17 protein-coding genes and 2 tRNA genes are annotated in these 16,738 nt (G+C 41.5%); 7 read left to right on the plus strand and 12 right to left on the minus strand.

Annotation, left to right across the window (positions count from 1 at the left end; translation table 11 throughout):
* Positions 1–75: 75 nt before the first annotated feature.
* Positions 76–1,077, minus strand: coding sequence for a 5,10-methylenetetrahydromethanopterin reductase (locus F1737_RS01900; protein WP_317137094.1), 1,002 nt, complete (start codon positions 1,075–1,077; stop codon positions 76–78).
* A 426-nt stretch (positions 1,078–1,503) separates the two neighbouring features.
* On the opposite strand from F1737_RS01900, the gene F1737_RS01905 reads away from it, so the two are divergent.
* Positions 1,504–4,260: a hypothetical protein gene (locus F1737_RS01905; RefSeq protein WP_317137095.1), complete on the plus strand. Its 2,757-nt coding sequence runs from the start codon at positions 1,504–1,506 to the stop codon at positions 4,258–4,260.
* A gap of 90 nt (positions 4,261–4,350) precedes the next feature.
* On the opposite strand, the gene F1737_RS01910 is transcribed toward F1737_RS01905, so the two are convergent.
* From F1737_RS01910 to F1737_RS01930, 5 genes are all read right to left on the minus strand, one after another.
* Positions 4,351–4,422 (minus strand) — tRNA-Ala (locus tag F1737_RS01910).
* 53 nt (positions 4,423–4,475) lie between these two features.
* On the minus strand, positions 4,476–5,486 hold the full coding sequence (locus F1737_RS01915) for a transcription initiation factor IIB (RefSeq protein ID WP_317137096.1): 1,011 nt from the start codon (positions 5,484–5,486) through the stop codon (positions 4,476–4,478).
* A gap of 15 nt (positions 5,487–5,501) precedes the next feature.
* Positions 5,502–5,726 (minus strand): H/ACA ribonucleoprotein complex subunit GAR1, encoded by a 225-nt coding sequence (locus tag F1737_RS01920; RefSeq protein ID WP_317137097.1) that lies wholly within the window; start codon positions 5,724–5,726, stop codon positions 5,502–5,504.
* 106 nt (positions 5,727–5,832) lie between these two features.
* The gene (locus tag F1737_RS01925) at positions 5,833–6,474 is read right to left on the minus strand and encodes a histidinol phosphate phosphatase domain-containing protein (protein ID WP_317137098.1); all 642 of its coding nucleotides are present in this window, start codon (positions 6,472–6,474) and stop codon (positions 5,833–5,835) included.
* A gap of 6 nt (positions 6,475–6,480) precedes the next feature.
* Positions 6,481–6,756: a signal recognition particle subunit SRP19/SEC65 family protein gene (locus tag F1737_RS01930; protein WP_317137099.1), complete on the minus strand. Its 276-nt coding sequence runs from the start codon at positions 6,754–6,756 to the stop codon at positions 6,481–6,483.
* Between the two features lie 55 nt (positions 6,757–6,811).
* Here F1737_RS01930 and hypB point away from each other — a divergent pair, with 55 nt between their 5' ends.
* From hypB to F1737_RS01950, 4 genes are all read left to right on the plus strand, one after another.
* Positions 6,812–7,459, plus strand: a complete 648-nt coding sequence (gene hypB, locus F1737_RS01935) for a hydrogenase nickel incorporation protein HypB (RefSeq protein WP_317137100.1) — start codon at positions 6,812–6,814, stop codon at positions 7,457–7,459.
* A 118-nt stretch (positions 7,460–7,577) separates the two neighbouring features.
* Positions 7,578–7,955, plus strand: a complete 378-nt coding sequence (locus F1737_RS01940; RefSeq protein ID WP_317137101.1) for a 30S ribosomal protein S8e — start codon at positions 7,578–7,580, stop codon at positions 7,953–7,955.
* Between the two features lie 103 nt (positions 7,956–8,058).
* Positions 8,059–8,478 carry a hypothetical protein gene (locus F1737_RS01945; RefSeq protein WP_317137102.1) on the plus strand — a complete coding sequence of 140 codons (420 nt, stop codon included), beginning with the start codon at positions 8,059–8,061 and terminating at the stop codon, positions 8,476–8,478.
* Positions 8,479–8,940: a DUF2240 family protein gene (locus F1737_RS01950; RefSeq protein WP_317137103.1), complete on the plus strand. Its 462-nt coding sequence runs from the start codon at positions 8,479–8,481 to the stop codon at positions 8,938–8,940. It abuts the gene before it with no gap.
* Positions 8,941–9,273: 333 nt separating this feature from the next.
* Here F1737_RS01950 and F1737_RS01955 read toward each other — a convergent pair whose 3' ends face one another.
* Both F1737_RS01955 and infB read right to left on the minus strand, forming a co-directional pair.
* Entirely contained in the window at positions 9,274–9,681 is a 408-nt protein-coding gene (locus F1737_RS01955) for a 30S ribosomal protein S6e (protein ID WP_317137104.1), read from the minus strand.
* A 55-nt stretch (positions 9,682–9,736) separates the two neighbouring features.
* Complete coding sequence (infB, locus tag F1737_RS01960) at positions 9,737–11,548, minus strand: translation initiation factor IF-2 (RefSeq protein WP_317137105.1); 1,812 nt, start codon at positions 11,546–11,548, stop codon at positions 9,737–9,739.
* A gap of 185 nt (positions 11,549–11,733) precedes the next feature.
* On the opposite strand from infB, the gene F1737_RS01965 reads away from it, so the two are divergent.
* Positions 11,734–11,806 (plus strand) — tRNA-His (locus tag F1737_RS01965).
* A 336-nt stretch (positions 11,807–12,142) separates the two neighbouring features.
* On the plus strand, positions 12,143–12,991 hold the full coding sequence (locus F1737_RS01970) for a bile acid:sodium symporter family protein (RefSeq protein ID WP_317137106.1): 849 nt from the start codon (positions 12,143–12,145) through the stop codon (positions 12,989–12,991).
* 44 nt (positions 12,992–13,035) lie between these two features.
* Here the strand turns inward: F1737_RS01970 and F1737_RS01975 are convergent, their stop codons facing one another.
* The 4 genes from F1737_RS01975 to F1737_RS01990 all read right to left on the minus strand — a co-directional run bounded on the left by F1737_RS01975 (position 13,036) and on the right by F1737_RS01990 (position 16,694).
* Positions 13,036–13,650 (minus strand): FmdE family protein, encoded by a 615-nt coding sequence (locus tag F1737_RS01975; RefSeq protein ID WP_317137107.1) that lies wholly within the window; start codon positions 13,648–13,650, stop codon positions 13,036–13,038.
* 64 nt (positions 13,651–13,714) lie between these two features.
* Entirely contained in the window at positions 13,715–14,473 is a 759-nt protein-coding gene (locus F1737_RS01980) for an ABC transporter ATP-binding protein (RefSeq protein ID WP_317137108.1), read from the minus strand.
* Positions 14,470–15,540: a FecCD family ABC transporter permease gene (locus F1737_RS01985; protein WP_317137109.1), complete on the minus strand. Its 1,071-nt coding sequence runs from the start codon at positions 15,538–15,540 to the stop codon at positions 14,470–14,472. Before F1737_RS01985 ends, F1737_RS01980 begins: the two co-directional genes overlap by 4 nt.
* 14 nt (positions 15,541–15,554) lie before the next feature.
* Positions 15,555–16,694, minus strand: a complete 1,140-nt coding sequence (locus tag F1737_RS01990; protein WP_317137110.1) for an iron ABC transporter substrate-binding protein — start codon at positions 16,692–16,694, stop codon at positions 15,555–15,557.
* Between the last annotated feature and the right edge of the window lie 44 nt (positions 16,695–16,738).

Below are 16,738 nucleotides of genomic sequence, written 5' to 3' on the forward strand. Positions count from 1 at the left end.
ATTTTCATTAAATGTTATAAAATAGTTGAATAAAAATGTGAAAAAAATATGTGATTTTTATTTTTTTCAGCTTTTTTAGATGACGTATTTTCCGAGAAGACGGATGGAGTTTGTCATGTCTGGTCCGAGTGGTGAACCAAATATGATCTGTGTTACACCTGATTTTGTAAGGTTTTCACACTTCTCCTGTACCATTTCCGGTGTGCCTGCAATTGTGAATGCGTCAATTTCGCCATCGCCAACGAGGCCTCCTACTGCACCAAAGTCAAAGCGTGAAAGTGCGTCTTTGATCTTTGCTACATTGTCAAGGTCAAGACCGTGGCGTTCAAGAAGTGCTGGTGGTGAACCTGCTGCGATAAATGCTGCAACAATCTTCGCTGCATTGCGTGCCTTCTTTTCGCTCTGGTCAATGGACATTGCAGTGTATGCGCCGACATCGAATTTCTTGAATTTCTTCTCGTCGACTTTGTCACATGCAGCTTTAATCATTGGAATTGCGATATCAAAGTCCTTGGAGTTTGATGCATTGATAAGAGCACCGTTTCCAATTTCACCTGCAAGTGCGAGCATCTTGGGGCCCTGCGCTCCGATGTAGACTGGTATCTGCTTCTTCTTTGCAGGAAGTTCAACACCTGTCAGCTTTGCACCATCGTAGTCAAAGAATTCCATGTTTCCTGACTTTTTGACTTCTTCGCCTGCGCAAAGTGCTTTGATCTGCTGAACACCCTCTTTTAAGCGTGAAACTGGCTTAGCTGGGTCTATTGCAAGTTTTGGCAGTGTTGAAAGGTCACCTGGACCGATACCGAGTGCTGCGCGTCCTTCTGAAATCTCGTTAAGAGTGCACATAAACGATGCAATTGCTGCCGGTGTGTCGGTAAATGTGTTCATGATACCCGGGCCCATTTTAATGCTGTCAGTTGCCTCTGCAATTGCTGCAAGGGTTGGGTAACAGTGACGGTTGTTGTAGTGGTTTGTAATCCATGCAAAGTCGATATCCTTCTGCTCTGCAAGTTTACAGTATTTTACTACCTGTTTAACAGATATATTTCCTGGTACAAATTCAATTCCATAACTCAAGGTCAATTCACCTCAATTAGTCTATTATCGTTAGCAGATTTAAAAACATTATCATTTTGATTACCCATTTAAAAAAATCAGGTTTGTTTTATGAATGTCTGAAAAATAAGATTGTGTTGAAAAATGAAATTCATATATTAATTTTTCAGCCTCATGGGCTTTAATTTTTTAAAATACTCTGATATATTCCGCCATTTGGATTTTTATTCATAGACGTATGAATCAAGACAATTATTAGTCTGTATGTACATACATTAAATATAGTTTAAACAGCTGCAAAAATAATTGTAAATTATACCTGCCATGTATGGCCGGAATACAATAAAACTGACTGATTGAGCGGGGTTTTACACCCTGTATTCAGCCGATAAATTAAGAACATATGTATTATCTCCTGAATTTGTAAATTCCGGGGTTTAAAGTAAAATGAGGATACTTGCCATTGGTGTGGGTGGGGCCGGTTCACGTATTGTGGATCAACTTTACTATCAGGACAGGCGCAGTAGTGTAAACTGTATTTCTGCAATTGTGATTGATACCGACGGGAATTTTCTGTCCCAGCTTCGGAATCTTCCTGATGAAGCAAAAGTATTTTCCCCCGTTCTTGATCCTGCCGTTCATTTTGATGCGTGCTCTACAATTGATGTAGACGAAGTTATGTCCCAGGTTAAAAAGATGGACAATGTCGACATCGATGCAATTTTTGTTTTCACAGGTCTTGGCGGGCATCTGAGTGATGTTATCCCTGACCTTACAAATGAGATCAGAAAGTCATATGTCGAACCGGTGTTTGCAGTCTGCACTTTACCGTATCTTCGTGAAGGAAGGCTTATCGCGACGAAAGCAGCCGATGATCTTGACATGATCGGTGAGTGTGTTGACGGTATATTTCTGTTTGACAACGAAACCTGGTACAAAAAAATAAAGGCCTCTTTTGAAACGACCCTCGATGAAGCAGGAAACCCTGTACAAAAACCATCGCCGTTTGGAAAACATTTTCCTGAAAATCCCCGGGATACCTATAAGATGCTTAATGAAAGGATTTCACGCCAGGTGGGTCTTTTGCTGCGTGCAGGGGAATTTAATGAATCGGGCTTTGAATCAGCTGAAATTGTTTTGGATGCAGGAGAAATTTTAAACACCCTTAAAGGAAACGGGATGACGGCCATCGGGTATGCAATTGAGATGCTTCCAAGCAATTGGCTTGATCCTCTTGAGAGGTGGAGATCTGATACATATTTCAGTGAGGGTTCTCATAAACGCGCAACACGTATTGTTTCACTTGCCAAACAAGCCGTTTATGAGGATATTTCAATACCCTGTGATCTCACAAGCGCCGACAAAGCACTTGTTCTGATAGCAGGGCCCTCCCGTGAACTTTCAATGAAAGGTTTTCAGACTGTCAGGAAATGGATTGATTCAAGTATTGCCGGCCTTGAAATGCGTTCCGGTGATTATCCTGTCCGAAATACGCGTTATGTCGGAATCATCATAATGCTTTCAGGTCTGCACAATATTCCCCGTCTGGAAGAGATAAGAAAAATAAGGGAGGTTTACAGGTTGGAAGAAGAGCAAAAAAGGCAGATGGAAGAAGAACAGAGAATCCTCCGTGAAGATGAAATGCTTCTCTTATCTAAAGGCAGATCATCAGAAGAAAAGGATAACCGCGAAATTTATGAGTCGGAGCATTCCCCCTTAAATCAGCAGTGTGGGAATTTAGGGGATGAAACGCCTTCGTATACCTCGGGATATCCGGAAGGTTGTAGTGGAGAGTATAATAACAGGCCTTCTTCGGCCTGTGATGATGAGTCACTTGAAGAAGAGGCCTGGGGCCTTATTAGCGGTTATTCGGACGATTCCCTTTCAGGAGCCTCAGACAATACGATTGCCGGGGCTGATGATCGTTTGGGAATGAACGGGGAAGAGGCTTATTTTGGAAGTTATGAGCTTGACCTGCTTGAAACTTCTGAGGGCGGGAATTTTTCGGCAGGTGCTTCTCCTTCTCTTAATATTGCGGACTTTCTGGAGGATGATTTGGCTGAGGCTGAATCTTATCAGGGATCTGAAAATTATAGTCCGGGAGCAGTTGATCAGGCGGGGATCAACAGGGGCTATTCATTTGTCGAGCTTTTGGAGGATGAAGAAATGGATGATTATGATGATGGCGGGGACAATGCGGGGGATTTTGTGAATTATGATGAATCTGAGCCGATATCTCTGACTTCCCGTGAATATGTAAAAAAGGAAGAGTACGAGGAGCTAAAAAAGGAACAGTCTGACGGTATGCCTTTGGTTAAGAAAGAAAAAGTGCATGATGACCAGATTGTAATTTCCGGTAAAAAGGAGAAGAAAAAGGATAACAACGGAATCAACCTGCCCGGAAGATCAGGAAAGACCGATCTTGATATGACAAGGATGACTTCTGTTGATATGGGCAAAGCTCCAAAAGACAGGATCTTTGGTGTCGGGGAGATCAAGGGGCCTTCTGTTCCGCGTGAAAAGAGTGATGTTGCCCGTGTCGGTGAAAAAATAAGTATTGGCGGTTCGGTTCAGCGGCCCACTGACAAGGCATTTTCAGGGAGCAGGATCTCCGGTGGGAAGGTGCTGAAACCTAATGACAATACATTTTCCGGCGGTTCCATCTCGGTGGGTCATAAATTAAAGCCCTCTGACAATGCTTTATCCGGAGGCAAGGTGTCGGTAAGTCCGAACATCCGTGCAAAAGAGGGAAGTCTTTCCGGAGGAAGGCTGTCAATAAGGCCTGCAATACGTCCCAAAGATAATAATTTAAATGGTAAACTGTCTATGGGGGGAGCCGCCCGCAAACCAAAAGAGCTTCTCTCAGGGGGTGTCAGAATGAGGAATGATGTCTCTGCCCCAAAGGAGCTTTTATCCGGAGGGGTAAAGATGAGGGGTGATGCTGTCAAACCCCGTGAACTTATCTCGGACGATACAAAGATAAAAGGAATGAAGGCAGTGCGTTCCAAAGATGAGTCATTCTCGCGTGCTGAAAAAAGGCTTGTAAGTGCAAAAAGTGCGGGTGCAAAAGATCCCGAACCTGGCAAAAGGAGACTTCAGGTTAAGGATGACAGGACACCGTCAGCAGATAAAAAATCTGTCAATAAAAAGAGTAAGAGCAGTTTTTCATCTGATTCAGAAGATGATGACATGCTCTGGCTATAATTTTTTTTAACCGGCTTTTTTTGTAATTTGGATCTGCAATTTTATCCCTGTGGATTTTTATAAAAGAACAATTTTTCAGAATAATTTTTATGGACTTGGCGGGATTTGAACCCGCGGCCTCTACGTTGCGAACGTAGCGATCTCCCCCTGATCTACAAGCCCATTTTTATTAAAATAAAGCTGGATGGAGAATTGAATAAATTTTATGGGTTAGATTAGAGAATAATCTCTATATCTAGTTTTTCTGCAAGTTCCTTATATCTGTTCCTGATCGTAACTTCGGTAACGCCTGCCACTTCAGCGACTTCACGCTGTGTACGGCGTTCTCCGCCAAGAATGGATGATATATAAATTGCGGCGGCGGCAACTCCTGTCGGGCCTCTGCCGCTTGTAAGTTCTCTTTCTCCGGCCTGTCTGAGGATTTCAACAGCCCTTGACTGAACTTCACCTTTGAGATTAAGTCCCGAGCAAAAGCGCGGCACATAGTCGATTGGTGATGTCGGAAGAAGTTTTAATCCGAGTTCTCTTGAGATGAACCTGTATGTTCTTCCAATCTCTTTTCTTGATACACGTGATACCTCGGCAATTTCGTCAAGTGTTCTTGGAACACTGCACTGGCGGCATGCAGCATAGAGAGCAGCGGCTGCAACACCTTCGATACTTCTTCCGCGAATCAGGTTTTTGTCAACAGCATCACGATAGACAACTGCTGCTGTTTCACGAACATTTCTTGGAAGACCAAGAGCTGATGCCATGCGGTCAAGTTCGGAAAGAGCGAATGCAAGGTTTCTCTCTGTTGCATTTGATACACGGATTCTTCTCTGCCATTTACGCAGACGGTATAGCTGTGCACGGTTTTTGGAGGAGATAGCACGACCGTATGAATCACGGTTTCTCCAGTCGATCATCGTTGAGAGACCTTTGTCGTGAATTGTAAAGGTCATAGGAGCACCAACACGTGAACGTTTCATACGCTGGTCGTGATCGAATGCACGCCACTCAGGACCTCTGTCGATAAATTCTTCTTCAAGAACAAGACCACAGTTTTGACAGGTAAGCTCTGCACGTTCGTAATCATGAATTAACTGACGGCTTCCACACTCCGGGCAGACTGTTTTGGTTGTGTCTTCCTTCTTCTTTTGAAGTTTTTCGACATTTTCTGTGCTTCTCTTTTTGAGTGCTTCTCTTTGTGACTGGAGCTGTTTGAGTTTTTCAATTTCCTGCATATTTCACCAAATTTTTTATTTTGTATAGATTTTTTCGCCTGTAATGCGGTTTTTTGTATTTTTACAATAAACGGTTGCATAAGGGGCGTTTATATTCCCAAATACTTCAACAAGTTTTCCAACAGGTTTTTGACGGCGGTCAACAACTTCTGTATGAATTCGTGGCAGTTGGGCCGGGTCACAACAAACAACGATTATGTGTTTTCCTATAATGGAATTAATACGGCCAGCAAGTTTCAATAGATTACCTTCCTGAAAAACCAAGATCAAATTCTACTTCGCAATCTATATATATGGGTCTAAAAAGTATATTAAGGTTGTGCTAAACATTATATATTTGGTAAGATCACCTAAAATGATCCAGGGCTTTATCTGATAAAATATTTTCTGCCTCGCCTGGTGTCATTCCACAACCAATGGCGACTGATTTACGCGCGGTTTCCGTCATCAAATCATCAGGGCCGTGTGTGTCGGAATTTACCAGAATATTACAGCCTGAAACCTTAGCAACTCTGTAAACATGGCCGTTTGTTCTGTTATGGCCTCCCCTTGAAGTTATTTCGAGAGCAACATTGTTTATTCTGGCTTCACATGCTTCCTCTTCTGTCAGTAGTCCCGGGTGCGCAAGAATGTCTACATCAGAGCACCTGCAGGCCGCCATATTGGTGCCGGGGCAGACCGGCTCAACCACCGTTTCACCGTGGACTACCACAATGTCAGCCCCTTCATTCCTGGCACGTTTTGCAAGCTCTGCTATCTCTTTTGGAGGAACATGTGTGATCTCAACACCTGAGAGGAGTCTTACTCCATAATGTCCGGCGGATATTTTTATTGCGTTTATTCCCTTTATCGCCTCACTTATGTTCGATGCATCGACATGATCTGTTATTGCAAGTGTTTTATATCCCAAAACCGCTGCCCTTCTCACAAGCTCTGTCGGGATAAGTTCTCCGTCGGAAATTGTCGTATGGGTGTGAAGATCATACATGTTTTTTTAGTCCTCTTTCATGGTTTCTGCAATTTTTTTAATCAGGCTCTCTTTGGGCTGATCCCATTCTACGACAACACGGCCGCTTTTTTCAATCCAGAAAGAAGGGTGTGTTTTGTCTTCTGTTTTATATTTGAGAGCTAATTTTGATGCAGCCTTTGCTATTGATTTTGTATCGGGTTTTTTTATTGCAAGTGTCTTTTCTACGCGCCTGCCTTCCTTTCTTTTCAGATCCTTATCAAAATAGCAGGGGTAGAGCACTTTTCCTGTTTCCCTTTCCATGTACAATAGTATAGTTGGGTGAACCTATTAACAGGTACTGATCATAACTATACCTATGCACCATATTGATATTAGCATTGAACAGGACGTTTTTAATGCAAATAACAAGCTTGCACATGAAAATTACCACAGATTAAAGGATCATGGTGTGAGGGGATTTGATCTTCTCGGGGCAATAGGTTCAGGGAAGACTGCACTTATTGAGAACCTTGTTCCTGCATTGAAGAAAAGAGGTATGAGTACAGGGGCAATTGCAGGAGACGTCTGGGGGGATGATGACTTCCAGAGGATAGTCGGTACCGGGGCCCCTGCTGTAAATGCAAATACAGGAAAGGAATGTCATCTTGATGCACATCTTGTGGAACATGCACTTGACTCTCTTCCGCTGGATGAGATAGAGATCTTGTTCATTGAAAATGTTGGAAACATGGTCTGCCCCACTGACTTTTCCCTTGGTGCTGAAAAGAGGATAGTGGTTGTCAGTACAACCGAGGGAGATGATGTTGTAAACAAACATCCGATGATGTTTAGGAACGGAACAATTGCTGTAATCAACAAAATAGATCTTGCAGAATTTGTTGGCTGCAACATTGAGAGAATGGAAGAAGATATTCACCGTTATAACCCTGTTATGCCTGTATTCAGGACTAATCTGAAGACTGGAGAGGGCCTTGAAGAACTCATTGATGAGATTCTGAGATAGAGAATTGCGGTGCAATTAAATAAGTTCACAAGGAATATATATAGCACTTCAGAAGTTTTTGAAGGACCCTAGGTTTTTCAAAAAATTAAGAGTATATCATAATTTAAAGGTGTATTAAATGCTCTGGCAAGGAAGATCAGTAAGAAGGCAGACCGGCGGTCGTATTAAGCCTGCCTGCGGAAAGAGAAGAGTAGATATTGGAAGATCACCGGCAGAAACACACATTGGTGAGGCACGCCGTAAATTAATCCGCACACACGGAGGCAACCAGAAAGTCCGTGCAATGCGTGACAATTTTGCATGTGTTTCAAACCCAAAAACCGGTGAGACAAAGAAGGTAGAGATCAAAAATGTGGAAGTGAACCCGGCAAACCCTAACTACGTGCGCCGTAACCTTCTCACAAAGGGTGCAATTATCTTAACCGAAGCAGGAAAAGCAAGAATTGTATCAAGACCTGGTCAGGACGGCGTAATAAACGCAGTTCTGATTGAATAAATTTTTTTGATCCGATTTTTAATTTAGTGATTTTTAAGGGGGTAATCCAACCCCTGGTGTTTACCAACTCTTTTTTATAAATTTAAGCATCAATATTGTACCGATGCGCAGAGTATATCACAGGTTTCCGCAGAGATGCGATCTCGATTTTGAAATTGGAAGGCCATTTTCTGATGTGGTTGAAAAGGTTATTCTGATGAACGGCACTCATGTAACAAACAGGGCGGGGGAGGATTTGGTACGCCTTGATCTAAAAATTTCTGTTGCAAATGAGAAGACAAATCTTGTTCCTGTTGATCAGATTCCTTCGCTGCTTGAAAAGATTTCAGAGACGGCAGATTTTCAGATAATTCTGAATGAAACCATTCTTACAGGGGAGAGAAAAATCCCGCGTTCTGCAACCGTATATTACCTCAGACTCATTGAGAAGGGAATGAGTACTGAGTGTTTTGTGGCAAAAGAGGGCAACGGCGGGAATACAGATGCTTATGATATTAAAAAACTTATTGCGGGTGCCTTTTAATTGACATTAAAAACTGTGATTGCCGCTCCTTTTAAGAATATGCGAAAGCAACAGCTCAAGAAGGGGGAGTTTATCTATTTTCTTACGATTGACAAGAGGTGGATGAACAAGGATCAGGTTGTTAAGTTAATTAATATGGGGGTTGATTCAGGTCTGATTTCTGAAAATGACGGCTATTTATCGCCTGGTTTCGATGTGTCCGGGACGGATATTCCTCTGGGTTACAAACCGTCTTCATCAATATTTGAAAACAATGATCCGGTTGAAAGACTGCTCGAAGATATTGCCGGTTCTTTAAACACAGATGTAAGTAAGATCGTTTCTGAGATGAATATGATTATAAAAGATGTATTTGACGGAAATCTCCGGCCTGAGGCGGCCTGTGTTATCCTTGCCCGGAAATATGATGTTGACTTTGAGGGCTATCTTGAAGATTTGGAAAAAAATATCGAAAAGGAATAGTAACTATCTATCCGTTTTTTGGAATAAACAGGAATTCTAACAATATTGCTCATTTTTATAAAAATTGTATCTCCTATAATATTTTACCAGGTTTATCTGAATTAAAAATCAGGATGAGTTTTTTCTTAATAAATACTTCATGAAATAATGTTTTGGGTCTTTATGAACAGGAAATTAGGAAAGTGATTTTTAAAGTAAAATTAAATGAGTTTCCCTTTCTTATTTAAGAAGAGAAAAAATATTTTAAATTAATTTAATGCCGGAATATCTGAACTGTAAATTATTTTATTAAAATACAGTTTTAATAAACAGGCAAAAAAATTGTTTTTATTATTACTGTTCAGCAGCTGCTTCGGGTTCTTCCGGAGCAAAGTACTGTTCCATTGTCTTTTCGCCGTATTCGACAACCTTTGCATTCACCTGAACAAAGTCTGATGTAATCTCAGATGCACGGATTGTCTTTCTCTGACGCTGTCCGTTGTATGTCGGGTGGAAGCCTGTGCTTTCTGAAAGAAGAAGCTTCCTTTTGCCTGCTCCTGGCAGATCTTTTCTTGCCGGAATGCCTGTTCTGTCTGTTGCACCTGTAATCAGGATCTTGTAGCCTGCAAAACCAAGTGCATCACCATTGATCTCTTCTCCAACGGATTTTCCTATGATTGCTCCTGCCATTCCTCCGGTTGCTTCTACATTGTATGCTTTGCCGGTTTTAGGGTCGGAGAGGACTATTTTTAAATCTGCCATTTCTAGAACTCCAATATTTAGTTCTCTATAATTTTGAATTATAACATTAAAAAGACTACTTGCCCCAGAAGGGTTTGTCTTTTCTTTTCATACGTGTCAATTCTTCCAAAATTTCCGTCATACTGCTGTTTAAATGAGAAATCATCTCAGTTTCAAGAACTTTAACATGATGTTCGGGTATGTCCACGTAAAGATCATCGCCGACATTCACCTGTCGTCCTATGGTCGGGCCTTCAATGGATATTGCAATCTCATCGCCGTCGATTGCTTCCTGAATATTGTCCTGACCTTTCTTCATCTGTTTTACTTTTCCGACCTTTCTTCCGTCAAGGTGGATCAGGTTTACACCTGTCTGGAGTTTTCCTCCAAGTACCCTTATTCCAACAACAGCCGGGTTGTTCTGTCTGAATACACAGTCCGGGAGAAGTGTTATCTTTGCGGGCATGACAAGTTTTTCAAAGCTCTGTTTCTCCATTTCACGTCTTTTCTTCTCCTCCCACTCGATGTAGTCATCGATTAAATGGTAGATGACGCTTGATTCAAAGACTTTGACATGATCCATTGAACTTTCCATCAGTGTGTCGAGTGCATCAGGCAGCATTGTTGTGTTAAAGGCAAGCAGTACGGACATAAGCGGGTTTTTAATTGTCCCTACTTCAATTATGTCATGTCTGCTCACAGGTCCTACTTCTGCACGCATGATGGGGATTTTGTGCTGTTCAAGCTCTTTTGACAATGCCTCAAGTGCACCTATGGTGTCAGCTTTTATGAAAAGTCCTTCTTCTGAGAGACTGACTTCTATATCCTGCATTTCATGCTTTACGCGCTCAATTAATTCATCGCGGTTATTGTCAACGACAATTAATGGTGAACCTGCAACAACGTCATCAAGGTTTGGTGCCGATACCTTAATTCCGCTCGCAGCGCTGACAGATTTAACCCTCTCAAAGCGATCTTCCGTGAGGATTTCCTGCATTGGTCTTGGCTTAAGGAGGGAGCGAACCTTTGTGGTAATAACATTCTCATTTCCTCCAACGACAATCTCATCACCGACTTTTAGTGTCCCGTCAAAAAGGATGACATCAAGGGTTGTTCCAAGGCCTCTTTCCTCTTTTACTTCAATTACTGTTCCTGTGCCGGGTCCTTCGACTGTCAGTTTGAGATTTTCTGTCATGTATCTTTGTGCAAGACCTATCATGACCATCAAAAGATCCGGAAGACCTTCACCTGTAATGCCGCTGACAGGGACAATTCCGATATTTTTCTGGAAATCCTTGATTCTGTCGTAGCGTTCGCAGTTAAATCCCAGTTCTGAGAGTTTACCGACTACTTCATAGGTCTTGGTCTCAATTTCCAGTTTTACACGATCGTTTTGTGCATCGTAGCATTTCATGAAAGGTGCGTTTTCATTGACACGCCATCCGTGAATACGGTCTATTTTTGTTGCGGCTACAACAAACGGTGTTTTTGAATTTTTCAGGATCTGAAGGGCTTCTATGGTCTGGGGCTGGAAACCTTCGTTTATGTCAACTACGAGGATTGCCATGTCGGCAAGAGCTCCTCCTCTTGCGCGAAGCGTGGTAAAGGCATGGTGTCCGGGTGTGTCAATGAAAAGAAGACCCGGAACGTCGAAACTGACTTTGCCCTTTGTCCCGCTCATCTCCTCAATTGATTCGAGGGGTACGATGGTCGCGCCGATGTGTTGTGTGATTGCTCCGGCTTCCTTGTTGACCACGGATGATCCGCGTATCTTGTCCAGTAGTGATGTCTTGCCATGATCCACATGTCCTAAAACACAAACGATTGGCGTTCGGATTGTATTTGCGTCTGGTTGCTGCTTATTTCCTTTATTCTTTTTTTTGGCCATTGCGCCACCCTCCAAAAAAATGACTGGCTGATATTGGATATTTAAAATCACCAGACATTTAAGAAATTATCTGTTTATTTATTGGCACATATAAGAATATTAAGGGTCCCCTGGGATTGGTCTGATTTCAGGATCAAAAAGATATCTTAATTTATAATGGGAATCAACCTAAGTAAAGCAGCCCTGCCGGGGTGGGGTAGTTGGTTATCCTCAGGGATTGTGGCTCCCTGGACTCGGGTTCAAATCTCGGCCCCGGCCTTTGTCTTTTTTGAATTGATTTAATTAATATGTGTTTTATTGCTATCAGTTCTAATCTAAAATCCTGCCAAACAAAAAAATTGCCTCCAATCAGGGTGAAATTCTGTTATAATGTCAAATATTTGAATATTTTATCTGCTGATTTTCATATCCTGAAAAATAATGGTTGATGCAGATATTTTTAGATTATTTTAATTGACTGAAATCGGATTTCAGCTGGGTCCTTAGTTTATCTGATCATATATTCCGGTGCATCATATGTTATAAATACAAATTTGGTTATTTATTGCTGTGGTCATAGCCGGGATTTTACTGATTATAATATACATCTTCATAATGTCATCTATGTTTTCAATAGGGCTCGGTATTTCTTTTAAAAAAATAGTTGATATTTTCAGAGATCCTGAACTGCTTACAAAATCTCTTCTGATAAATTTAATTTTAATTCCGGCAATAGCGGTTATGCTTGCATTGCTGCTTGGAATAAAGGGAAGTCTGTTCCTTGGGTTTATGATGATGGCATGTGCACCGGGAGCATCTTATGCTCCAAGGATTACGGAGATAGCAAACGGGGATGTTGAACATTCAATAATTCTGATGTTTGTTTTGTGTTCGTTTGCATTATTTTCAGCTCCGCTGACACTGCCTTTGTTTATTTCCTCTCCGGCAATAGTAAATCTCTGGGATGTAATCAGGATTCTTGCAATAGTTCAGGTGTTTCCTTTAATATCCGGAATATATCTGAACTCCCAAAAACCAAAAATCTCCCGTCGCATATCACATATTGTATTTAAATTTTCAAACATATCCGCCTTTATCGCCATAATGGCATCACTTGTAATTATTTTTTTTTCAGAAGCCGGAATGATGCTATATTCTGTGATAACCGATCTAAAATCAATAATTGGAATGATACTGGTTGTTTTTTTCTCTCTGTTACTTGGTTATATGTCGGGCGGGGATAATATCGGGAGAAAAAAATCTATGGCAACAGGTTCTGCAAACAGAAATGCAGGTGTTGCATTTCTAATAGCCTCAAGCAGCTTTGTACTTCTGCCTGATGTTATCATAATTATAATAGCCTACATCATTATCCAGACCTTAATGTCAGGAAGCCTTGCCGGATACTGGTTATGGAAAGATATGAAGTCTGGTAAAAGTACAATATTGTCAGTCAATCGCTAATTTCAAAAAATTTTGTAGAAGATTATCCTAAATCCGGATGGAATTTACCATCCGCGTGAATATTCTTCAAAACACGGGATGCAGACTATTTTTCCGTCCTGAACCCTTGCCCTTGACTCTGAGACCATCTCTCCGCACTTTGCGCATTTGACTGTTCCAAAAATTCTTGCTTTTTCAGGAATTTGAGGCTTTATGTGGCTGATATTATACAAATCTTCAAGAGGCATCGAGAGGATATGTTTTGTAATCTCAGCCCTTATTTCATGAAATTCCTTAATCTCTTCAGGATTTGCAGATCCCGAAAAGACCTTTCCTTTCAGCTCATCTGCTCTTTTGTTAAAGTCACCCATTCCGGTTTTGTCCTTCTGGGATATTCTGACTGCATCGCTGTTATCCCGTTTGATAAATGTATAAACCTGTTTGCCGAAATCCCTGAAAATCAGGTTACCCTTTCCGATAGTGCAACCGGTAACAAACTGAATCCCGTCAATTCCGCATGCATCATTTTCGACTATTGCAACAAGTTCTTCATCCATGCTTCTGCCGTGGAAAAGCTCTTTTAATGCGTACTCAGCTGCCCTGTATCCATATGCAAGTCCGGGGCATGAATGCCCGTGAAATTCAACTGCTTCCTCAAATGATTTTATATTTTCTGACATTTTTAAATCCTCTTTCATTAATCTGATATTTTTTAGTATTTTCTCAATTTTAAATCGTTTTTTCCTAATCCGCAACAGGTATTACAACAGGATTCCCCTTGAAATTCTCAATGTCGACATTAACGCCATAAACATTCATTATTACATCCGGCGTAACAACATCACGCTGTCCTGCAGCATATATTGTCCCGTTCCTTAAAAAGAGGAATTTGTCGGAATACCGGAGGGCACTGTTTAAATCATGCATTGTCATTACAGCTGAGACGTCATGTCCTCTTACAACTTCTTTTATGGTTCTCAGAATTTCAATCTGATTTTTTAGATCAAGACTGCTTGTGGGTTCATCGAGAAGCAGTACTCTTGGTTCCTGTACAAGTGCCCTTGCAATGGAAACCTTTTGGAGTTCTCCCCCGCTCATTTCGTTTATGTATCTCAGGGAAAGATCTTCCATGTCAAGTTTTTTAATTGCTGATTCAACAATTTTGATATCTTTTTCAGAAACATTCCACTTAATGTGCGGTCTTCTGCCGAGAAGAATTGAATCGAATGCGGTAAGTCTTCCTGTTTCACATTTCTGGGGGACATAACCGATTCGTTTGGCAATCTCAAGCTGATCGAGTTTGGTCACATCATCGCTGTCGACCATAACAGCACCTGCCTTTGGGCGGAGAATGGCATTCATACACTTTAGAAGGGTGGTCTTCCCGACTCCGTTCGGTCCGAGAATTGAAAGAAGCTCATTTTTCTGTACATTAAATTCAATGTCATTTAATACACTCTTGCTTTTGTAACCAAATTCAACTCCGTCAACATTCAGGATCATTTTGCATACCCCCTTACAAGCAGATAGATGAAAACCGGTGCTCCCATAAATGCTGTAAGAATTGCAACCGGAAGGACGTGTGGTGCAAGAATCATCCTTGCTGCTGTATCTGATGCAAGGAGCAGGATTCCCCCTGCAACTATGGTTCCCGGAATAAGGAATCTGTGGTCATCTCCGATGATACGGCGCATCATGTGCGGACAGACCAGACCGACAAACCCGATAATGCCTAAAAAACCCACAACAACGGCGGAAATCATGGATGCTACAATCATACCTACGAGTCTCAGCCTTTCAACATTTACGCCGAGACCTTTTGCAGTTTCGTCACCTGCATCAATTGCATTGTAATTCCAGCAGTTGTAAACAAAGTAAATAATGGCAAGACCTGTGAGGATTCCCATTATCATAAGTTCATTCCAGTTGGCTCTTCCAACATCACCGAAAGTCCAGAATACGACTGCGGCAAGCTGTACATCATCTGCGAAATATTGCAAAAACATGGTTCCTGCCGTAAAAAGAGATCCTATTGCTACCCCTGCAAGAACCATTACCTCCGGAGATGCCCTTCTTATTTTGGATATCAGCAGAATAACTGCTGTCGATAACAAAGAGAAAATAAATGCAACTGTGGTTGTGACATAAGGATTGCTGATAACAATTGAATTGACTCCTGTACTCTGCATTGTCCCTGCCCCGAGTACAATTACGGAAAATGCTGCCCCAAATGCTGCAGCATGTGATATTCCCAGTGTAAACGGGGAGCCCAGGGGATTTCTGAGTATTGACTGCATGGCAACTCCTGAAACTGCAAGTGCAGCGCCTGCAACAATTGCCGTTAAAGCCTGTGGTATCCTGTTGTTCCAGATAATTGCAGTGAACTGATCGGATACGTTTGATCCAAAAATTGTTACAATTACATCCAGAGGAGGAATATTTACAGGTCCAAGGGATATAGCCATAATAAGTGTTATCAAAAGGAGGATAAATCCTCCAAGGATAACTGATATTTTTTTCCCTGTGTATTTAAGATAATCCTCAGGGATTGTGCCGTCATTTAGGTGCATTTTTTCTACGCTCTTTAAAGCTCAAGTTTTGTAAAGCCCAGCCCCTTAAAAGCGTCTGTGTTCATCTGATCAAATACAGGTTTTGCAACAAGGAATTCAAAAATTTCATCTGCCTTAGCTTTAGGTTCAATGTCTTTGAAGTTATCCGGATAAAGCACTTTTCCGATGTAATATGCATCTGCAAGAACATTTCCGTGATTTGCTGTATAAGAATTGTATGGGATGACTCCGTAGACTTCTCCTGATTTTACAGCGTCAAGTATCTGGTATGAAGGATCATTTTTAAGCTCGTCAAGACCGGAAGGATTTGTTCTAAGTGATGCAAGGTCAAGGAAGATGATACTAGGATTCCACTCAATTATTTTTTCCTTTGCGACATCTGCATGTTCTGTTCCAAGATCACCTGCAACATTGTCGGCGTTTAGGAATATGAATGGCGGGTACTCCGGTTGTGTGGACTGCATTCCGTGTGGGCCCCTATAACTTACACCACCGATATAGCAGGTCTTTTTTGTGCTATCGGGGACATCTTTTGTTCTTGAATTCAGGTCATTTATGGTGTCTTCAAAGAATGCAATGACTTCTTCCGCACGTTCTTCTTTGACCATAACCTTACCCATTATTCTGAGGGATTCGTAAGCATCCTGACGGTGGTATCCTATATCTCCGTAATTTAATGCAACAACAGGAACACCTGTCTTTTCGGAGAGTTTGTCGGCATCTGCTGTTGATGTGACATATGTCTTAAAAATCACATCCGGGTTTAGTGCAATTATCTTTTCAGGATCATCATTACCCCTGAATTCTCCGATTAAAGGCAAATCCTTAAACTGCGTGTTTGCAATTCTGTAAGGTCTTGCGTCTGTTGCGTCTTCCCTGTATTCAATGTCATCGACACCGACTGTTTTGTCCTGTGCCTGAAGATATGTCAGGTATCTGAGTGCCCCTGATCCTGAGCATACGACTCTCTGGGGGTCTTTTGGTACAGTAACTTCCCTTCCAAGAGAGTCCGTAATTGATATTTTATCGTCTGCAATCTCTTTTGCAGTTGATGCCTGTGCATTTTTGTTTTCTGCTGTACATCCTGCTGAAAGCAAAAGTGCAGCCATTAAAATCATTAATACAATCAGTAAAGCTCCATAACTTTTTTTCATATATTATTACCTCTCATAAAAATACTGATTACTGTGTTAATAAA

It is taken from the genome of Methanoplanus sp. FWC-SCC4 (genome assembly GCF_032878975.1).
Lineage (GTDB): Archaea > Halobacteriota > Methanomicrobia > Methanomicrobiales > Methanomicrobiaceae > Methanochimaera > Methanochimaera problematica.